This window comes from Herbaspirillum huttiense, assembly GCF_047300815.1.
Lineage (GTDB): Bacteria > Pseudomonadota > Gammaproteobacteria > Burkholderiales > Burkholderiaceae_D > Herbaspirillum > Herbaspirillum huttiense_A.
Genome location: NZ_CP178608.1, coordinates 362299 through 382222, shown reverse-complemented (window position 1 = coordinate 382222; position 19924 = coordinate 362299). Strand labels below are relative to the sequence as shown.

Sequence of the window (19924 nt, the reverse complement as noted above, 5' to 3'; positions counted from 1 at the left end):
GCGGCAGCGCCCCTGCGCGAGGTCTCCCATGCTGCACACTCCCGACACGGCCGTGGCCGAAGATGACGTTCCCGTGGTGCGCCTGTTGCACAAGCTGCTGGCCGATGCGGTCGGCATGGGCGCGTCCGACCTGCATTTCGAACCCTTCGAACATGTCTTCCGCGTGCGCCTGCGCCTGGATGGCGTGCTGCATGAGCTGGCGCAGCCGCCGCTGAGCTTGCGCGACAAGCTGGCCACGCGCCTGAAGATCCTGGCGCGGCTGGATATCGCCGAAAAACGCCTGCCCCAGGATGGCAAGATGCGCCTGGCGCTGGGCGCGCGCACGGTGGATTTCCGTGTCTCGACGCTGCCCACGCAGTTCGGTGAAAAGATCGTGCTGCGCATTCTCGATACTGCGCAGGCGGCTTTGTCGATCAGCGACCTCGGCTACGAACCGGCCCAGCAGGAAGCGCTGCTGCAAGCCATCAGCAAGCCGCACGGGCTGGTCCTGATGACCGGGCCGACCGGCTCCGGCAAGACGGTCTCGCTGTATGCCTGCCTGCAGCGGCTGAACCAGCCCGGCGTGAACATCGCCACCGCCGAGGATCCGGTGGAAATCAACCTGCCCGGCATCAACCAGGTCAGCATCAACGAACGCGCCGGACTGGACTTCGCCCTGGCGCTGCGCGCCTTCCTGCGCCAGGATCCGGATGTGCTGATGGTGGGCGAGATCCGCGACCTGGAAACCGCCGACATCGCCGTCAAGGCTTCGCAGACCGGGCACCTAGTGCTCTCCACCCTGCACACCAACGATGCCCCGGCCACGCTCACGCGGCTGCTCAACATGGGCGTGCCGGCCTACAACATTGCGGCATCGGTCAGCCTGATCGTGGCCCAGCGGCTGGTGCGCAAGCTGTGCCGCTGCCGCCGTCCGGCCGGTGGCACGCCGGCCACCTTCGTGCCGCACGGCTGCCCGGCCTGCAACCAGACCGGCTTTCGCGGGCGCACCGGCATCTATCAGGTCATGCCGGTCAGCGCGGCCATGCAGTCGCTCATCCTGGCCCAGGCCGGCACATTGGAACTGGGCCGGCAGGCGCAAGCAGAGGGCATCATCGACCTGCGGCGGGCGGGACTGCTGAAGGTCTTGCGCGGTGAAACCAGCGTGGGAGAAATCCTTGCCTGTACCTGATCGCAAGACATCGGCGTCCGTATTCCGCTGGGAAGGGCTGGACCGCCACAATCGTGCGCAACGCGGTGTGGTGCAAGCCAGCGATGAAGCGCAGGCACGTGCCCGGCTGCGCCAGCAGGGGATGCGTGTGGCGCGGCTGCGGCGCGAGGAGCGTGCGGCCGGACCCGACAACAGCCCGGCCCCTGCATCAAACCCGGCCACGGCCAGGACCCGTGGCCGCATCAGCGCCAAACAGATCGCCCTCTTCACCCGGCAATTGGCCACCATGCTGCGGGCAGGGTTGCCGCTGCTGCAGTCGCTGGATGTGGCCATTCGCGGCGCCGGCCAGAGCGCACTGGCCGCGCTGCTGGCCGATGTGCGCCAGGCCGTGGCGCGCGGCGAGAGCCTGCATGCGGCGCTGGCGCGCCATCCGCGCCAGTTCGATGCGCTCTTCTGCAACCTGGTGCGCGCCGCCGAAGAAGCGGGGATGCTCGACATCATGCTGGAGCGCATCGCCCTTTATCGCGAAAAGTCACTGGCCTTGCGCGGCAAGGTGCGCGCGGCCTTGGCCTATCCCTGCGCGGTGGTGCTGGTGGCCATCATCGTGACGGTGGTCATCATGCTGTGGGTGGTGCCGGCTTTCGAGCAGATGTTCCAGCAGTTCGGGGCCGAATTGCCGCTGCCTACGCGCATCGTCATGGCCACGGCGCGCCTGCTGGGCCAGCATGGCCCGTGGCTGCTGCTGGGCACGCTGGTGGCGGGCGTGCTGGCGACCCTGGCGTGGCGGCGCTATCTTCCGCTGCGACTGGCGGCGCAGCGCCTGAGCCTGTCCTTGCCGCTGTTCGGCAAGCTGTTGCGGCAAGCGGCGCTGGCGCGCTGGAGCCGCACCTTCGGCACCCTCTTCGGTGCCGGCATCGCCCTCGTGGAAGCACTGGAAACGGTCTCTGGCGCGGCCGGCAACGTGGTCTATGCCGACGCCTCGCTGGCCGTGCGCGACGCCGTGCGCAACGGCGCCTCGCTGCATGCGGCCATGCAGGCCACGGGCGTCTTCCCCGACCTGGCAGTGCAGATGACGGCCGTGGGCGAAGAGGCCGGCGCCCTCGACGCCATGCTGGCCAGGATCGCCGATCTCAACGAACGCGAGGTCGATGATGCCGTCACCGCCCTCACCAGCCTGATGGAACCCGTTATCATGGCGGTGCTGGGCGTGGTGATCGGCGGCCTGGTGGTGGCGATGTACCTGCCGGTGTTCCGCATGGGTGCAGTGGTGTAAACCGGCACGCCTGTCTTCCCCTTCTTTGACGACCAAACCAGTTGAACCCGACGATGTCTTTCCTGGATGCCCTGGCCCTCCCCGGCAACACCATGCTTGCCGGTGTGGCGGCGCTGCTGGGCCTGCTGGTCGGCAGCTTCCTCAATGTGGTGATTCACCGCGTGCCGCTGATGATGCTGCGCGAGACCGCCAACTTCGTCGCAGGGGAACGCGGCGAAGCCCTGCCCCATGCTGACCGCTACAACCTCTGGCTGCCCGCCTCCGCCTGCCCGCATTGCGCCGCGCCGCTGGCGCAGCATCACAAGATTCCCGTACTGAGCTGGCTGCTGCTGCGCGGACGCTGCGCCTTCTGCGCCCACCCCATCAGCGCGCGCTATCCGCTGGTGGAACTGCTGACCGCACTGCTGTTCGCCCTGCTGGCATGGCGTTTCGGCCTGGGCCTGCACGGCGCGGCGCTGATGATGTGCGCGTCCTTCCTGATTGCGCTGGCGGTGATCGATGCCCGCACCATGCTGCTGCCCGACGACCTCACCCTGCCCTTGATGTGGCTGGGCCTGCTGGTCAACGTGGTGCATCGCCTGGTGCCGCTGCAGGATGCCGTGCTGGGCGCGATGGCCGGCTATGGCGTGCTGTGGCTGATCTACTGGATCTTCAAGCTGGCGACCGGCAAGGAGGGCCTGGGCTATGGCGACTTCAAGCTCATGGCCGCGCTCGGGGCCTGGCTGGGCTGGCAGGCCTTGCCACTGGTCTTGCTGCTGGCCTCGGCGCTGGGCGCAGTGCTGGGGCTGGCGCTGATGGGCTTTGGCCGCCACCAGCGCGGCCAGGCCATTGCCTTCGGACCCTGCCTGGCCACTGCCGGCATGCTGACCCTGCTGATGGGCCATGGCTGGCTCACGCAACTACTCTATGACTTCTGATCCCATGACCTCATTGATTGAACGCTTCACCATCGGCCTGACCGGCGGCATCGGCAGCGGCAAGACCACGGTGGCCAACCTGTTTGGCGAACTCGGTGCTTCGCTGGTCGATACCGACGCCATCGCCCATGCACTGACCGCACCGCAGGGCCTGGCCATCGATCCCATCCGCGATTATTTCGGTGGCGAATTCATCGATGCGAACGGTGCCATGGACCGCACCCGCATGCGCCAGCACGTCTTCGGCAACCCGACGGCACGCCATGCGCTGGAAGCCATCCTGCATCCGCTGATCCGCAGCGAAACCGTGCGCGAGGCCGAGGATGCCGCCGGTCCCTATGTCATCTTCGTGGTGCCGCTGCTGGTGGAGTCCGGCACCTGGGTCGGCCGTGCCAGCCGCATCCTGGTGGTGGATTGTCCGGAAGAGTTGCAGATCGCGCGCGTCATGCAGCGCAACGGCCTGCAGCGTGAGGAAGTCGAAGCCATCATGGCCGCGCAGGCCAGCCGGCAGGCGCGGCTGGCGGTGGCACAGGACGTCATCGACAACGGCGGCAGCAATGCCGACCTGCCGCATCAGGTACGCGAGCTGCACGCGCGCTACATGGCGCTGGCGGGCGGGCACTGAGCGATGGTGCTGGCCGCGCGGCAGCGGCAATGCACTTGGGCAGCGCGGCAAATGCGATGCGCTCCTGCGGCTTCATTTGATGCCGACTGCATTTGTAATTTTCTGCTGCATGGGTCAGAATCACAGACATTGCACATGTTGACGAGGTTATTGCACCCACGCGGCCTGTCAGCGGCCTAACAAGTCCGGTTCAACCAATAAAGGGATCATGCTTTGATCGTCTACGAATACCCTTTCAATGAGCGTATTCGCACGCTGTTGCGACTGGAAGATCTCTACGAGAAATTCGTCTTCTTCCTGCACCAGGAAAGCCCGCATCAGCATCACATCGCCCTTGCCACCATTTTTGAAATGCTGGAGGTCGCCGGACGCGCCGACCTCAAGTCCGACCTGCTGCAAGAGCTGGAACGGCAAAAGCAGATCCTGCTGGCCTACCAGTCCAATCCCAATGTCGAGCCCGAGATGCTCAATGCCATCCTGGCCGAAGTCGACCAGGCCAGCAGCGCCCTCTCGGCCGCCCAGGGCAAGACCGGCCAGAACATCCGCGACAATGAATGGCTCATGAGCATTCGCGGCCGCACCATCATCCCGGGCGGTGCCTGCGAATTCGACCTGCCGGCCTATTACGCCTGGCAACAGCATCCCTACGAGCGCCGTTTCCAGGACATCTCCAACTGGTTCGCCCCGCTGATCCCGCTGTTCGATGCCATCGCCATCGTCATGCGATTGCTGCGCGAATCCGGACATGCAGTAAAAATCAACGCCGAAGGCGGCAGTTACCAGCAGATGCTGCAAGGCAAGGTCTACCAGATGCTGCGCCTGTCGCTGGACATCAACCTCGGGGCCATCCCCGAGATCTCGGCCAACAAATACATGCTGTGGGTGCGTTTCACCCAGCAGGATGGCGACGAGAAGCCGCGCTCCTTCGAGGGCGAAGTGCCCTTCGAACTGGCGCTGTGCGGCTTTTGATCCGTAATCTGAATTGAATGAAGTGAAGTAAAACGTATGGCAACGATCGTAGACTGCCCGACCTGCGGCACCAAGGTGGAATGGAGCGAGAAGAACAAGTATCGCCCCTTCTGTTCCGAGCGCTGCAAGCAAATCGACCTGGGTGCCTGGGCCGAAGAAAAGTACACCATCCCCGCAGTGAACCTGCCGCTGGAAGACGAAGGGGACAAGCCCGTGCAGTGATGACTGGCTTTTTCCTTCATTTCACCTTAAAACGACCCATCTTCAGGCTTTGTCGCCATAGCGCAGCTGATCCAGCCACTGGAGCAGCGGGATGGTGGCCGGCAGCAGCGGTTCCACCCCTACGCTGCCCTGCCAGGCAAAGGCCTGGCCTTCCAGGCTCTGCGGCTCGCCGCGCCACTGGCGGCTGATGTAGAAATGCAGGCGTACATGGGCATGCGGATAGACGTGCTCGACGCCGCACCAGGGCTCGCCGTCCAGCACCTCGATCCCCAGCTCTTCCTTGAGTTCGCGCTGCAACGCCGCGAAGATGCTTTCGCCCGGCTCCACCTTGCCGCCAGGGAATTCCCAGTACCCCGCATAAGGCTTGCCGTCCGGACGCTGGCCCAACAGCACGTCGCCGTTGGGCTGCATCAGGATGCCCACGGCCACGTCGATGGGCTTGGCCACCGCCTTGGAATCGCCGCTCATCAGCCTTGCGCCTTGCCGGCGTAGTCGCGCGCGAACTGCCAGGCCACGCGGCCCGAGCGCGAGCTGCGCTGCAGCGCCCAGCGCAGCGCATCAGCGCGGGCTTCGGCGATCTGCGCATCATTGCAGCCGAAGTGGCGCAGCCAGTGCGCCACGATGTCCAGGAAATCGTCCTGCTTGAAGGGGTAGAAGGTCACCCACAAGCCAAAGCGCTCGGAAAGCGAAATCTTTTCTTCCACCGTTTCGCCTGGGTGCAGGTCGCCATCCTCGGTGTGGGTGTAGGTATTGTTGTCGGAGAGGCGCTCCGGCATCAGGTGGCGGCGGTTGGAGGTGGCGTAGATCAGCACGTTGTCCGACTGCGCGGCGATGCTGCCGTCCAGGGCCACCTTCAGCGCCTTGTAGCCGCCCTCGCCTTCCTCGAAGGAAAGATCGTCGCAGAAGACGATGAAGCGTTCCGGACGCGCCGCCACCAGTTCCACGATGTCCTGCAGGTCGTGCAGGTCATCCTTGTCCACTTCGATCAGGCGCAGGCCACGGTCGGCGTACTGGTTCAGGCACGCCTTGATGAGCGAAGACTTGCCGGTGCCACGCGCGCCGGTCAGCAGCACGTTGTTGGCCGGGCGCCCTTCGACGAACTGGCGGGTGTTCTGGTCGATCTGTTCCTTTTGCGGCCCGATGTTATGCAGGTCCGACAGGCCGATCTTCGAGATCTGCCCCACCGCCTGCAGGTAACCGGGACGCTGGGCAGTCGCACCACGCCAGCGGAAGGCGACGGCGGCGTTCCAGTCGGGCTCACGGGCGGCGGCGTTGGGGAGGATGGCTTCGACGCGCGCCAGCAAGGCTTCGGCACGCTGCAGGAATTGGTCTAGCTGGGTCATGGTGATCGCAAATCGGGATGAACGGGGCGGGAATGCACGCGCCATTGTGGCGCAAGGCGCTGGCGGCCGGTGTGAATAAAATTGATCCGAGGGCGCGGGCATTCATGTTGCCGCCACCATCCCGGGCGCGCCACCGGCCCCGGGGATGGGTGGGCCGATGGCGGCGAAACGCCGCGAGGTGAAGAAAAACGCTCAGGAACGGTAGTCGGCGTTGATCGAGACGTAGTCGTGCGACAGGTCGCAGGTCCAGATGGAGGCCTTGGCCGTGCCGCGCGCCAGCTTCACGCGCACCACGATCTCGGCCTTCTTCATGACGCGCTGGCCGTCTTCTTCGCGGTAATCCGGGTTGCGGCCGCCGTCCTTGGCGACCCACACATCGTCCAGCCACAGGTTGATCTTCGACACATCCAGGTCGTCGATGCCGGCATAGCCGATGGCGGCCAGGATACGGCCCAGGTTCGGATCGGAAGCGAAGAAGGCGGTCTTGACCAGCGGCGAATGGCCGATGGAGTAGGCGATCTGGCGGCACTCTTCGATGCTCTTGCCGTCTTCCACGGCCACTTCGATGAACTTGGTCGCGCCTTCGCCATCGCGCACGATCTGGTGCGCCAGATGCTGCGACAGGTCGGTGACGGCAGCGGCCAGCTGCTTGTATTCATCGCTGTCGGCGCTGGTGATCTCCAGTTCGCCGGCACCGGTGGCCATCAGGATGAAGGAATCGTTGGTCGAGGTATCGCCATCGATGGTGATGCAGTTGAAGGAGTGGTCAGCGGCATCCTTGACCAGCTGGTTCAGCAGTGCCTGCGGCAGCTTGGCGTCGAAGGCCAGGAAACCCAGCATGGTGGCCATGTTGGGCTTGATCATGCCGGCGCCCTTGCTGATGCCGGTCATCACCACCTGCTTGCCGCCGATGGTGAGCGTACGCGAAGCGGCCTTGGGCTGGGTGTCGGTGGTCATGATGGACTCGGCCGCGTTGAACCAGTTGTCGGCTTTCAGGTTGCCGATGGCTTGCGGCAGGCCGGCGATGATGCGATCAGCCGGCAGCGGCTCCAGGATCACGCCGGTGGAAAACGGCAGGATCTGCTGCGGCTCCACACCCATCTGCTGGGCCAGCGCGGCACAGACCGACTTGGCGCGCTGCAGGCCTTCTTCACCGGTGCCGGCGTTGGCGTTGCCGGTGTTGATCACCAGGGCGCGGATGGGCTTGCCGGCGCTCAACTGCGCCAGGTTGGCCTGGCAGATCTGCACCGGGGCGGCGCAGAAGCGGTTCTTGGTGAAGACGCCTGCCACCGTGGCGGTCTCGGCCAGCTTCATGACCAGCACGTCCTTGCGATTGGCCTTGCGCACACCCGCTTCGGCATGGCCGAGTTCGATGCCGGCGACGGCTTTCAGGTCAGAAGGAACGGGAATCGGGGAATTGACGGCCATGGCGAGCTTTCAGCGTAAAAATCGGAACGCGTATTTTAAACACTTTCCGTCACCGGCTGATGACGCAGGAACTCGCTTTCGATGATCTCGGCGCTCATCCTGGCCCATTGCGCATACTGGCCGTGGCCCGGATGGAAGCGGTCAATCGCCATCTCATGCGGCAGCGCCCATTGCAGGGAGCAGTAGCGCAAGGCGGCCTCGGCATCGATCCAGTCGCGCAGGGCGCGGTCCAGCTTGCGCGCATAGCGGCCCAGATACCAGCGCAGCGGCTGCGGCGCCACCGGCAGCAGGTGCATGGGCGGCAAGCCCGAGAAGACGATGTGTTCCACCCCGGCCTGGGCCATGAGGCGTTCGCACAGCAGGCGCAGGTTGGCCACGTAGCGTTGCGGGCTCATCTGCGAGGTCACGTCGTTCACGCCCAAGGCCACCACCAAAACGGTAGCCGGACCGATGTCATGGCGCGTCAGCAGGTCCAGCGCTTCGAGCGAATTGACGCCGCTCTGGGCCACCAGTTGCCAGGCCACCGGATGGCCGGTGCGCTCGGCCAACTGGCGTGCCAGCGGCTGGGCCAGGGCTTGCTCCTGATGCTCCACCCCGACCCCGGCGGCCGAGGAATCACCCACCACCAGCACGCGCAGCGGCTCGGCCACCAGCCGGGGCTGCATGGGGGGAAACTCCATGCCGCTGCGCGGACCGGCCGCTTCCGGCAGGCGCAGCGCAGTCTGGCGCAGGCGTTTGGCTTGCGCCAGCAAGAGCGGTCCCAGCAACAGTTTGCCCAGGATCAGCATGGGCAGCCCATCACGGCAGCAGGTTCTTGACCACCACCAGCCACGGGCGCGCGGCAATCGGCTGGGCGCGGCCTTGCTCATCCACCGGGATCAGGGATTCGGAGACCGAATTGAAGACATTGCCCCCGATCACGCCAGCCCAGCCATCATCGGCATGCACCTCCACCACCAGGTCGCAATGGCCGGCCAGGCCGGGGCGGATCTCGTCGATGGAGGTGATGTTGTTGTTGCCGCGCGGGGCGCAGATCAGGTCCCCGGGCGCAATCGGCTCGCTCTCGGCGGGACGCAACACGAATTGCGGCGAGGGGCGCGACTGGCGGTCCTTGAGGAAGCTCAAGTAATTGAAATGGGTTTCGTTGGGTGCGAAATCCTGCGGCGGCACATTGGTGCTCACCATCAGCCAGGAAATGAAGGCCGCCGACCAGGCTTGCTGGCAGTCCGCACCGGTGAGGTTCTTGCCGACCGCGTGCCAATACTCGGCCACCCGCTGCACGGCCTCACCCTCGTCTTCCAGCAAGCCCAGGCGCGGGGCACTGAAGGGTTCATGGCGCATGTCGATCTGCTGGTTGCCAAAGAAATCCCACTCGGCCTTGGCCGCCTCCACCAGCGCCGCCCGCGTGGGGGCAGCGGTGCTGATGGCCACGGCGGGCACGCCGGTATTGGTCACCGGGATGGAGGGCGTGACGGGCGCGTAGCCGGGGTTGCCGCTGTCGCGCCACTGCGGCAGCGGCGAGGAAGCGCAGCCGGCCAGCAGGACGGCGATGGCGGTGGCAGTGAAGCTGAGACGGGAAGCACGAAACATCTTGGCGAGGCACATCTTCTTGTTCTCCTGGGCGGCAGGCGTGGGCTGCCGGAGCGTTCATCATAAAGGGAGCCAGGCCAATTTTGCAGAAGCCTTCACCTGCAGGATGTAAAAAAGGCCGCCCACCCGCTTGGGTGGACAGCCTCTTCACTTCTGGCCGGAATGCGGCCGAACCGGGGAACGTCTGGTTCAGGCCAGCTTGCCGTGGCACTGCTTGTACTTCTTGCCGCTGCCGCAAGGGCAGGGATCGTTGCGGCCGACCTTGGGGTATTCCGATCCGTCGTCTTCGCCATCGGCCTGGGCGGTCGGTGCCAGCAGTTCTTCCGGCGCGGCTTCGGGATCGAAGTCGGCGTGCTGGTAGTTGACGTTGATGGGCGAGCCACCGGACATGCTTTCCTCGGCCGCTTCGATTTCTTCGCGGCTCTGGATGCGCACGGTCATGACGACCTTGATGACTTCGTTCTTGATCAGGTCCAGCATCTGGGCGAACAGCTCAAAGGCTTCGCGCTTGTATTCCTGCTTGGGGTTCTTCTGCGCATAGCCGCGCAGGTGGATACCCTGGCGCAGGTGATCCAGTGCGGCCAGGTGTTCACGCCAGTGGTTGTCGATGCTCTGGAGCATGACGCTGCGCTCGAAACCGGCGAAGGCATCCACGCCGACCACGGCCACCTTGGCTTCGTAGGTGTCCTTGGCGGCGGTGAGCAGGCGCTCCAGCAGCTCGTCTTCGGCCAGGTCGGGTTCTGCCTTGAGCATGGCTTCCAGGTCGATGTCGAGCTGCCATTCGTTCTTCAGCACGGCTTGCAGGCCGGGGATGTCCCACTGCTCTTCCATCGACTCGGCCGGCACGTATTCGCGGAACAGGTCGGTGAAGACGCCCTCGCGCAGGGAGGCGATCATCTCTGCCATCTCGGCCGACTCCAGCAACTCGTTGCGCTGCTGGTAGATGACCTTGCGCTGGTCGTTGGCGACGTCGTCGTATTCCAGCAATTGCTTGCGGATGTCGAAGTTGCGGGCTTCCACCTTACGCTGGGCCGACTCGATGGAGCGGCTCACGATGCCGGCTTCGATCGGTTCGCCTTCGGGCATCTTGAGGCGGTCCATGATGGCGCGCACGCGGTCGCCGGCGAAGATGCGCAGCAGCGCATCATCCAGCGAGAGGTAGAAGCGCGAGGAGCCCGGGTCGCCCTGGCGGCCGGAACGGCCACGCAACTGGTTGTCCACGCGGCGCGATTCGTGACGCTCGGTGCCGATGATGTGCAGGCCGCCGGCATTGACCACGTGGTCGTGCAGGGACTGCCATTCATCGCGCAGCTGCTGCGACCTGGCGGCCTTGTCGGCATCCGACAGGGACTCGTCCGCTTCGATCAGCTGGATCTGCTTGCCCACGTTGCCGCCCAGCACGATGTCGGTACCACGGCCGGCCATGTTGGTAGCAATGGTGATCATCTTGGGACGGCCGGCCTGCGCCACGATCTCCGCTTCGCGCGCGTGCTGCTTGGCGTTCAGGACATTGTGCGGCAGCTTGGACTTGGTCAGGATGCCCGAGAGCAGTTCCGAGTTCTCGATCGAGGTGGTGCCCACCAGCACGGGCTGGCCGCGCTCGTAGCAGTCCTGGATGTCCTTGACCATGGCCATGTACTTCTCTTGCGCGGTCTTGTAGACCTGGTCCTGGCGGTCCTTGCGGGCATTGGGACGGTTGGGCGGGATCACCACGGTTTCCAGGTGATAGATTTCCTGGAATTCGTAGGCTTCGGTGTCAGCCGTACCGGTCATGCCGGACAGCTTGGCATACATGCGGAAGTAGTTCTGGAAGGTGATCGAGGCCAGGGTCTGGTTCTCGTTCTGGATCTTGACGCCTTCCTTGGCTTCGACGGCCTGGTGCAGGCCATCGGACCAGCGGCGGCCCGTCATCAGGCGGCCGGTGAATTCGTCGACGATCACCACTTCGCCGTTCTGCACCACGTAATGCTGGTCGCGGTGATACAGGGTGTGCGCGCGCAGGGCGGCGTACAGGTGGTGGATCAGGGTGATGTTGGCGGCATCATAGAGCGATGCGCCCTCGGGCAGCAGGCCCATCTGGGTCAGGATTTCCTCGGCCTTGTCGTGACCGGCTTCGGTCAGCAGGACCTGGTGGCTCTTCTCGTCCTTGGTGTAGTCACCGGGGACTTCGATCTTGCCCTTGCCATCCGGAGTCTCTTCGCCGATCTGCAGGGTCAGCAGCGGCGGCACGGCGTTCATCTTGTGATACAGCTCGGTGTGGTTCTCGGCCTGGCCGGAGATGATCAGCGGGGTACGCGCTTCGTCGATCAGGATCGAGTCCACTTCGTCGACGATGGCGAAGTTCAGGGCGCGCTGCACGCGGTCATCGGCATCGAAGACCATGTTGTCGCGCAGGTAGTCGAAACCGAATTCGTTGTTGGTACCGTAGGTGATGTCGGCGGCGTAGGCTTCCTGCTTGACGTCGTGTTCCATCTGCGACAGGTTCACGCCGGTGGTCAGGCCCAGCCAGCTGTAGAGGCGGCCCATGTCTTCGCAGTCGCGCTGCGCCAGGTAGTCGTTGACGGTCACCACGTGCACGCCCTTGCCAGCCAGGGCATTGAGGTAGGCCGGCAGGGTCGCCATCAGGGTCTTGCCTTCACCGGTGCGCATTTCGGCGATCTTGCCGAAGTGCAGCGCCATGCCGCCGATCAACTGCACGTCGAAGTGGCGCATCTTGAGCACGCGGCGGGACGCTTCGCGGCAGACGGCGAAGGCTTCCGGCAGGATCGCATCGAGCGTCTCGCCACCGGCGATGCGTTGCTTGAATTCGGGCGTCTTGGCTTGCAGTTCGGCGTCGCTCAGCTTCTCGACCGACGGCTCCAGCGCGTTAATCTGGCGGACGATTTTTTGATATTGTTTGAGCAGTCGCTGGTTACGGCTGCCGAAAATCTTGGTCAGGAATGACATGCTTGGATTCTATAAAAGCGCCGATGAACGATCCGGCAGAGTGACGTTGGGCTCCCGGCCGCGGGATTCCAGCCGACAACGCCCGAAAATAAACCATGGATTCTAGCATGCAGGCCGAGGGCATTGGCTCGCCAGCCCCTCTTCATGCCGCCTGCACGCCGCATTCGCTTTAGATCGGGCGTGTTTGCAAGGTTTCAATGGGAGAGGGAGATTTGGCAAAAATCGTCATGCCGGGCTTGCCAGAGATGCAATGATGCACCCGGAATGCGGCCTGCAGGCCACCCTGCCCGGCCGCAAACGCCCGCCCCACGGCGGCAAGCGCCTGACCGAACTCGGCTCAACGGGCTCAGCGGCCCGCGACGAAGACCGGCATCTGCTTGGGCTGGTTGCCGCCGGTGGCGCCGAGCGCCAGGAACTTGCGCGGATCCTGGGCGATGCCGCGGATGCGCACCTCGAAGTGCAGGTGCGACCCGGTCGAACGCCCGGTCGAACCCACATCGGCCACGTGCTGGCCGCGCTTGACGATGTCGCCCACCTTCACGAACAGGCGCGAGGCGTGGGCATAACGGGTGATGATGTTGTTGCCGTGGTCGATTTCCAGCATGTTGCCGAACTGATAATGATATTCCGAGGCGATCACCACCCCGGCGGCTGCAGCGACGATGCGGGTGCCGACCGGGGCCGGGAAGTCCAGGCCTTCATGGAAGGCGTTGTGGCCGCTGAAGGGGTCCAGCCGCCAGCCGAAGCTCGACGAGTTGTAGGCCACGTTGACCGGTTGATTGGTGGGCAGCAGGCGCGACTTGATCTTGTCGCCCATCAGCGTGGATTCCACCGCGTTGAGGTAATCGGCGCGGTGGCCGGCATCCTGGGCCAGGTTGTCGAGCATGCGGCGCAGCTCGTCCATGCCGACATCCCGGCCGGAGCCGGCGATGCTGGAGACTTCGGCGCCGCCGCGACCGGGCAGCTCCTTGAAATTGAATTCTTCCGGACGGATGCCGGCCAGGCCCTGCACGCGTTCGCCCAGTGCATCCAGGCGCATCATCTGGGCCTGCATCTCGCCGACCTTCACGGCCATCATGGCCAGGTTCTCTTTCAGGAATTTTTCGTTGCGGCCATCTTCTTCCTGGCTCATCGAGACGGCCAGCTTGTGCAGCATGGGCGCGGCATCCGGATCGCCGGCCTTGTTGAGGAGGAAATAGGTGATGGACAGCGAAGCGCCGGCGATCAGGCCCACCAGCAGCAGCAACATCAGCAGGAGGTGCTTGGTGCCGAGCGTGACCGATCGGGCTTTGGTGAAACGGGGGTGCAACAGGATAATTTGCATCTTTGCTCCTTGGTCTCCGGCCGGTCAGACACCGGATGTGATAAGGTTTAAAGATGAAGTACGCATCTACGTTTACCCCTTATCGGCCTGCTCCCACGAGTGCCCAACGCATGGCGAAGAGCACGAAGGGCGCCGCGGATTTCTTGCGGTCGAATTCGACGATGGCGGCGCTGTTGCCCGCCCTGGCTCGCATGGGCACGCTGCAGCAGTCAGTGGCCGCGAGCTTGCCGGCGATGTTTGCCGCGTGTCAGATCTTGCAGTTTGAAGCTGGCGTGCTGGTCATGAGCGCGCCCAATGCAGCGCTGGCGGCACGGTTGAAGCAGCAAACCCCGAGGCTGCAGGACCGCCTGCTGAAGGACGGATGGCAGGTTAATTCAATCCGAATCAAAGTGCAAGTTGGCCGGACGGCCCCCCCGTCCCCGCCAAAACGGGTGCTGGAGCTGACCGACAACGCCCTCACTTCCTTCGCCGAACTCAGCAGTACGCTGGCCCGCGATCCGCGCAGCCAGGGCCTGAAGGAAGCTATCGACGCCATGATACGGCGCCGCGACCAGCGCAGATTGGCCAAGCAGGCAGGAGAAGACCCGCCATTTCTCGAGGGAAAATAGTCCAAAAAATAGCCGGATGACGAAATCCTTCTAAAAAATTTACAAGATTTCTCTCGTCAGATCGCCAGCAAGCGCTCGCCAGAAAACCGAACGCCCCGGTCCAGGCCGGGGCGTTTTGCATTGAAGCGTCTGCAGCAGGGCAAGCGTCAGTTCAGCGCCCACTCCTGCTTGGCTTGCATCACATAGGTCTGCGGTGCCTGGTCGAGCTGGTCGAAGCTGACGATTTCATAGGCATCCGGCTGCGACAGCAATTCGCGCAGCAGCAGGTTGTTCAAGCCATGGCCGGACTTGTGGGCATCGTAGCTGGCCAGCAGCGGGTGGCCGATGATGTACAGGTCCCCGATGGCGTCCAGTATCTTGTGGCGCACGAACTCGTTGTCGTAGCGCAGGCCGTCGGCATTGAGGATGCGGTACTCATCCATGACGATGGCGTTCTCGAAGGAACCGCCACGGGCCAGGCCCATGCCGCGCAGGGTTTCCACATCCTGCATGAAACCGAAGGTGCGCGCGCGGGCGATTTCCTTGACGTAGGAGTCGATGCCGAAATCAACCTCGGCCACCTGGCCGGTACCGTCCACGGCCGGATGGTTGAATTCGATGAAGAACTTCAGGCGGAAGCCGTCATAGGGTTCCAGGCGCGCCCATTTTTCCTTGTCGCCGGTGCCTTCGCGCACTTCCACCGCCTTCTTGACGCGGATAAATTTCTTGGGCGCGTTCTGCTCCTGCAGGCCGGCCTGCTGCAGCAGGAACACGAAGGACGAGGCCGAGCCATCCATGATGGGGATTTCTTCGGCGGTCAGGTCGATGATGAGATTGTCGATGCCCAGGCCGGCACAGGCCGAGAGCAGGTGCTCGACGGTGGACACCTTGGCGCCATCCTTGGTCAGGGTCGAGGCCATGCGGGTATCGCCCACGCCGGTGGCGATCATCGGCAGCTCGACCACGGGATCGAGATCCACGCGGCGGAACAGGATGCCGGTATCGGCTGCGGCCGGACGCAGGGTCAGCTCGACCTTGGTGCCGGAGTGCAGGCCCACGCCCGTGGTCTTGACCAGATTCTTGATTGTGCGCTGTTTCAACATCCGGCCATTATAGCCAAGATGCCCCTGCCCCGCCCCGCGCGGTGCGGCTTTGTTGCAAATCGTTCCTATCTGTAAAACAGGGGACGGAGGCGCTCATTCATCGATCACAACGATAAATCCGTTTCCACAAGGAAAAACGGCATGCCGCAGCATGCCGTTTCTTCTCTGCCTGATCGCCGGGGCGATCCGGCACGTATCAGCCCAGCTGGCCCAGCAAGGTTTGGGCGTCGGAGACCTCGAACTTGCCCGGGGCTTCCAGGTTCAGCTGCTTGACCACGCCGTCTTCGACCAGCATGGAGTAACGCTGCGAGCGCACGCCCATGTTGCGTTCGGTCAGGTCGAATTCCATGCCCACGGCCTTGGTGAAGAGGGCGCTGCCGTCGCCCAGCATGCGCACGATGCCGGTGGCCTTCTGGTCGCGGCCCCAGGCGCCCATGACGAAGGCGTCATTGACCGAGATGCACCAGATCTCATCCACACCCTTGGCCTTGAACTGCTCGGCCAGGGCGATGTAGCCCGGCACGTGCTTGGCCGAACAGGTCGGGGTGAAGGCGCCCGGCAGCGCGAACAGCGCGATCTTCTTGCCCTTGACCAGGTCCGACACCTTGAAGGCGTTGGGGCCCAGGCTGCAGCCTTCGGTCTCGGTCTCGATGAATTCGGTCAGGGTGCCTTCGGGCAGGCGGTCGCCGATCTTGATGGTCATGGTGTTTCCTCGTCTGGTTGTAGGACAGTGAATTAAGTGGTGAAACAGATGCATCTGCCGCGATTGATCGATTCAGCAGATGAGTTGCCGGCGCGCTGCGCACGAAAAAACGCCGCGCACCAGGCGCGGCGTTAGTATGCCTTGGAACGGAGCGGCCTGCTGTGAAGCTGGCAGCCGTCCGTGGCCCAGCGACGATCAGTCCGCCTGCTTGCGCAGGAAGGCCGGGATGTCGTAGGTTTCCATGCCGTTCTTTTCCAGGGCACGCACGGTGTCGGAAGCCGACTCGCGACGCCACACGGCCGGGGCCTTCAGGCCGCCGAAAGTGGCACCGGCCGGTTGCGCGCTACCTTGCGGCATCACGCCACCGACGGCCATCATCGGCTCGTTGTGGGTACCGGTGCGCATGACCGGGGTCTGCACCAGTTGCACGGCCTTGCGGGCACGGCCCAGGCCGGTGGCCACCACGGTCACGCGGATCTCGTCACCCATGCTGTCATCGTAGGCGATGCCCTGGGCGATCGAGGCGTCCGGTGCCGCGAAGGCGCGCACGGTAGCCATGACTTCCTTGATTTCCTTGCCCTTCAAGCCACGGCTGGCGGTGACGTTGACCAGCACGCCGCGCGCGCCGGACAGGTCGATGCCATCGAGCAGCGGCGAGGCCACGGCCTGTTCGGCCGCCACGCGGGCGCGGTCCACGCCGGCAGCGGTGGCGGTACCCATCATGGCCTTGCCCTGCTCGCCCATGATGGTCTTGACGTCGTTGAAGTCGACGTTGATGTGGCCGGGCACGTTGATGATTTCGGCGATACCGGCGACCGCGTTGTTCAACACGTCATCGGCGTGGGACAGCCATTCGATCATGCTGTCGTCTTCGTAGATCTCTTCCAGCTTTTCGTTCAAGATGATGATCAGCGAATCGACGTGCTGGGTCAGCTCTTCCAGGCCGGCGTCGGCGATGTCCATGCACTTCTGGCCTTCGTAGGAGAAGGGCTTGGAGACCACGGCCACCGTCAGGGCGCCCAGCGACTTGGCCACTTGCGCCACCACCGGCGCAGCGCCGGTGCCGGTACCGCCACCCATGCCGGCGGCGATGAAGACCATGTGTGCGCCGCGCAGGGAGTCTTCGATGCGGGCGCGGGTTTCCTCGGCCAGGCGGCGGCCGACGTCGGGCTGCATGCCGGCCCCCAGACCGGTATCACCGATCTGGATGACGTTGTGCGCCTTCGATTGCTTCAGTGCCTGGGCATCCGTATTGGCGGCGATGAATTCGACGCCGGACACACCCTTGTTAATCATGTGCTGCACGGCATTGCCGCCAGCACCGCCAACGCCCACGACCTTGATGATCGTACCCAGCGTCGCATTGTCGACCATATCGATTTCCATGATGACTCCTTAAAATATATGTGTCCTGCAGCTGGCAGTTGATAGGCATCACGCGGTGTGACGACTAGCAACTGATCACTGCTGTCCGTATGTGTGCTTCCCTGTTGTTTCTATTTTTGATGCTGATACCGATGCTGCCAATGATGCGACTGATGCCTTGAAACCTTAATACACTGATACCGCTATTCTAAGAAAACACGGCTGCAAATTTGCTGCCGTTCTCATCAATTTTTACTGCCAGAACCGTACAACCGAACCGCCAGCAACGACCAATGCTTTTACATCCTGATGCATTCACCACAGGCCGCTCGTGGCAGCCGGCGGGAATGGATCAGAAATTGCCGAGGAACCATTCCTTCATGCGCTGCCAGACCGCCTTCACCGAGCCTTCCTGGCGCGTCACGATGTAGCCGCGCAGATACTGTTTCTTGGCTTCCTGCAGCAGGCCCAGTACGGTCGAGTAGCGCGGGCTGCGCACCACGTCGGCCAGCTGGCCGCTGTATTCGGGCGTGCCCAGGCGGGCCGGCTTGAGGAAGATGTCTTCAGCCAGTTCGGTCATGCCCGGCATCATCGCCGAGCCACCGGTGAGCACGATGCCCGAAGAGAGCACCTCTTCATAACCCGACTCGCGCACCACCTGGTGCACCAGCGCGAAGAGCTCTTCCACGCGCGGCTCGATGACGGCCGCCAGCGCCTGGCGCGACAGCGTGCGCGGATTGCGGTCACCCAGGCCGGGCACTTCCAGCGTCTCGGTCGGATCGGCCAGGATCTGCTTGGCCACGCCATAGCGCAGCTTGATTTCTTCGGCTTCCAGCGTCGGCGTACGCAGGGCCATGGCAATGTCGTTGGTGATCTGGTCGCCGGCAATCGGGATCACCGCGGTATGGCGGATCGCACCCTCGGTGAAGACGGCCACGTCAGTGGTGCCGCCGCCGATGTCGACCAGCACCACGCCCAGCTCGCGCTCGTCGGTGGTCAGTACCGAATCAGCCGAAGCCATCGGCTGCAGGATCAGGTCCGACACTTCCAGGCCGCAGCGGCGCACGCACTTGACGATGTTCTGCACGGCAGAGACGGCGCCGGTGACGATGTGTACCTTCACTTCCAGGCGGATGCCGCTCATGCCGATGGGCTCGCGCACGTCTTCCTGGTTGTCGACGATGAATTCCTGCGGGACCGTGTGCAGCAGCTGCTGGTCGGTCGGGATGTTGACCGCCTTGGCGGTCTCGATCACGCGCGAGACGTCGGCGGCGGTGACTTCCTTGTCCTTGATGGCGACCATGCCGCTGGAATTGAAGCTGCGGATGTGGCTGCCCGCAATGCCGGTATAGACATTGCGGATCTTGCAGTCGGCCATCAGCTCGGCTTCTTCCAGCGCGCGCTGGATGGATTCGACAGTGGCCTCGATGTTGACCACCACGCCTTTCTTGAGCCCCTTGGATTCGGACTGCCCCAGCCCGATCACTTCATGGCGGCCATCGGGCAGCACCTCGGCCACCACCGCCACCACTTTCGAGGTGCCGATGTCCAGACCGACGATCAGATTTTTTGCGTCTTTTGTCATAGCGTTCCGCTTATTTCTTTTTCCCGTTCATTGCCGCCAGCACCATTCCATCTGCCTTCAAGGCCATCCCGTTGGGATAGCGCAAGTCGACGCTTTCTATCTTGCCCTGCAACCTTTCCAGCAGCTGCGGATACACCGCCACCAGCCGCGCCACCCGTTCCTTCAACACCGCATCGCCCTGGTCACGGCCCAGCTCGACGGTCATGCCGTTATCCAGCCGCACGGTCCAGGCGTAGCGGTTGGACAGCACCAGCGACTCCGGCTCCAGCTTGATGGGCGCAAACCACTGGCGAAACAGCGCCAGCCGCGCCACCACCTGCTTCTCGCTGCCGGGCGGGCCATCGAACTCCAACAGGTCACCGTCATCCTCGGCCTCGGCCAGGTTGGCGGTGAACACGTCACCCTTCTGCGAGAGCAGCTTGCCATCCTCGCCCCAGGTGCCCAGGGCCTTGTGTTCCTCGATCTTCACCACCAGCCGGTCCGGCCATTCACGCCGCACCATGGCCTTGCGCACCCAGGGCACGGCTTCGAAGGCCGCCCGCACCGCCGTCAGATCGGCGGTGAAGAAATTGCCATGGATGCGCGGCACCGCAGCTGAGCGCACCGTCAACGCATTGACCTTCTCCAGCGGCATGTCGCCGGAGGATTCGATACGTATCGTGTGCAGCGTAAACATCGGCCGCTGCGCCACCCACCACAAACCCGATGCCACCAGGGCCAGCAGCACCAGCGCAATGAGCGCACTGCTGATGGCGTTGAGCATCTTGACGTCCTGCCACATCGACGCGTTCTTCCTT

The 19924-nt window shown here is 63.9% G+C and carries 19 protein-coding genes; 7 read left to right on the top strand and 12 right to left on the bottom strand.

Annotated elements, in window-relative coordinates:
- The first annotated feature begins 28 nt into the window (after positions 1 to 28).
- The 6 genes from ACLRDN_RS01770 to yacG all read left to right on the top strand — a co-directional run bounded on the left by ACLRDN_RS01770 (position 29) and on the right by yacG (position 5153).
- Positions 29 to 1168, top strand: a complete 1140-nt coding sequence (locus ACLRDN_RS01770) for a GspE/PulE family protein (RefSeq protein ID WP_413458718.1) — start codon at positions 29 to 31, stop codon at positions 1166 to 1168.
- Positions 1155 to 2420, top strand: coding sequence for a type II secretion system F family protein (locus ACLRDN_RS01765; RefSeq protein WP_413458717.1), 1266 nt, complete (start codon positions 1155 to 1157; stop codon positions 2418 to 2420). The genes ACLRDN_RS01770 and ACLRDN_RS01765 overlap by 14 nt, the downstream gene beginning before the upstream one ends.
- Before the next feature lie 53 nt (positions 2421 to 2473).
- Positions 2474 to 3337 (top strand): prepilin peptidase, encoded by an 864-nt coding sequence (locus ACLRDN_RS01760; RefSeq protein WP_413458716.1) that lies wholly within the window; start codon positions 2474 to 2476, stop codon positions 3335 to 3337.
- A gap of 4 nt (positions 3338 to 3341) precedes the next feature.
- Entirely contained in the window at positions 3342 to 3962 is a 621-nt protein-coding gene (gene coaE / locus ACLRDN_RS01755; RefSeq protein WP_413458715.1) for a dephospho-CoA kinase, read from the top strand.
- 213 nt (positions 3963 to 4175) lie between these two features.
- Positions 4176 to 4931 (top strand): cell division protein ZapD, encoded by a 756-nt coding sequence (gene zapD, locus ACLRDN_RS01750; protein WP_088755872.1) that lies wholly within the window; start codon positions 4176 to 4178, stop codon positions 4929 to 4931.
- A 36-nt stretch (positions 4932 to 4967) separates the two neighbouring features.
- Positions 4968 to 5153, top strand: a complete 186-nt coding sequence (gene yacG, locus ACLRDN_RS01745; RefSeq protein ID WP_034336666.1) for a DNA gyrase inhibitor YacG — start codon at positions 4968 to 4970, stop codon at positions 5151 to 5153.
- Positions 5154 to 5195: 42 nt separating this feature from the next.
- On the opposite strand, the gene mutT is transcribed toward yacG, so the two are convergent.
- The 7 genes from mutT to ACLRDN_RS01710 all read right to left on the bottom strand — a co-directional run bounded on the left by mutT (position 5196) and on the right by ACLRDN_RS01710 (position 13784).
- On the bottom strand, positions 5196 to 5621 hold the full coding sequence (gene mutT / locus ACLRDN_RS01740; RefSeq protein ID WP_413458714.1) for an 8-oxo-dGTP diphosphatase MutT: 426 nt from the start codon (positions 5619 to 5621) through the stop codon (positions 5196 to 5198).
- Positions 5621 to 6496, bottom strand: a complete 876-nt coding sequence (locus tag ACLRDN_RS01735) for an ATP-binding protein (RefSeq protein WP_039790449.1) — start codon at positions 6494 to 6496, stop codon at positions 5621 to 5623. Before ACLRDN_RS01735 ends, mutT begins: the two co-directional genes overlap by 1 nt.
- A gap of 192 nt (positions 6497 to 6688) precedes the next feature.
- Positions 6689 to 7924 carry a bifunctional glutamate N-acetyltransferase/amino-acid acetyltransferase ArgJ gene (gene argJ / locus ACLRDN_RS01730; protein ID WP_134135682.1) on the bottom strand — a complete coding sequence of 412 codons (1236 nt, stop codon included), beginning with the start codon at positions 7922 to 7924 and terminating at the stop codon, positions 6689 to 6691.
- 35 nt (positions 7925 to 7959) lie between these two features.
- Positions 7960 to 8712 (bottom strand): SGNH/GDSL hydrolase family protein, encoded by a 753-nt coding sequence (locus ACLRDN_RS01725; RefSeq protein ID WP_413458713.1) that lies wholly within the window; start codon positions 8710 to 8712, stop codon positions 7960 to 7962.
- Between the two features lie 10 nt (positions 8713 to 8722).
- Positions 8723 to 9529 carry a DUF2272 domain-containing protein gene (locus ACLRDN_RS01720; protein WP_413458712.1) on the bottom strand — a complete coding sequence of 269 codons (807 nt, stop codon included), beginning with the start codon at positions 9527 to 9529 and terminating at the stop codon, positions 8723 to 8725.
- Between the two features lie 174 nt (positions 9530 to 9703).
- Positions 9704 to 12460, bottom strand: a complete 2757-nt coding sequence (gene secA, locus ACLRDN_RS01715; protein WP_413458711.1) for a preprotein translocase subunit SecA — start codon at positions 12458 to 12460, stop codon at positions 9704 to 9706.
- A gap of 346 nt (positions 12461 to 12806) precedes the next feature.
- Positions 12807 to 13784, bottom strand: a complete 978-nt coding sequence (locus ACLRDN_RS01710) for a M23 family metallopeptidase (RefSeq protein WP_413458710.1) — start codon at positions 13782 to 13784, stop codon at positions 12807 to 12809.
- 53 nt (positions 13785 to 13837) lie between these two features.
- On the opposite strand from ACLRDN_RS01710, the gene ACLRDN_RS01705 reads away from it, so the two are divergent.
- Positions 13838 to 14392, top strand: a complete 555-nt coding sequence (locus ACLRDN_RS01705) for a DciA family protein (RefSeq protein WP_413458709.1) — start codon at positions 13838 to 13840, stop codon at positions 14390 to 14392.
- A 146-nt stretch (positions 14393 to 14538) separates the two neighbouring features.
- Here ACLRDN_RS01705 and lpxC read toward each other — a convergent pair whose 3' ends face one another.
- The 5 genes from lpxC to ACLRDN_RS01680 all read right to left on the bottom strand — a co-directional run bounded on the left by lpxC (position 14539) and on the right by ACLRDN_RS01680 (position 19908).
- Positions 14539 to 15474, bottom strand: a complete 936-nt coding sequence (lpxC, locus tag ACLRDN_RS01700) for a UDP-3-O-acyl-N-acetylglucosamine deacetylase (protein ID WP_413458708.1) — start codon at positions 15472 to 15474, stop codon at positions 14539 to 14541.
- A 196-nt stretch (positions 15475 to 15670) separates the two neighbouring features.
- On the bottom strand, positions 15671 to 16177 hold the full coding sequence (locus ACLRDN_RS01695) for a peroxiredoxin (protein WP_413458707.1): 507 nt from the start codon (positions 16175 to 16177) through the stop codon (positions 15671 to 15673).
- A gap of 195 nt (positions 16178 to 16372) precedes the next feature.
- Positions 16373 to 17563: a cell division protein FtsZ gene (gene ftsZ / locus ACLRDN_RS01690; protein ID WP_413458706.1), complete on the bottom strand. Its 1191-nt coding sequence runs from the start codon at positions 17561 to 17563 to the stop codon at positions 16373 to 16375.
- A gap of 331 nt (positions 17564 to 17894) precedes the next feature.
- The gene (gene ftsA / locus ACLRDN_RS01685; protein ID WP_008334543.1) at positions 17895 to 19127 is read right to left on the bottom strand and encodes a cell division protein FtsA; all 1233 of its coding nucleotides are present in this window, start codon (positions 19125 to 19127) and stop codon (positions 17895 to 17897) included.
- Between the two features lie 10 nt (positions 19128 to 19137).
- Entirely contained in the window at positions 19138 to 19908 is a 771-nt protein-coding gene (locus ACLRDN_RS01680) for a cell division protein FtsQ/DivIB (protein WP_039790437.1), read from the bottom strand.
- Positions 19909 to 19924 lie beyond the last annotated feature (16 nt).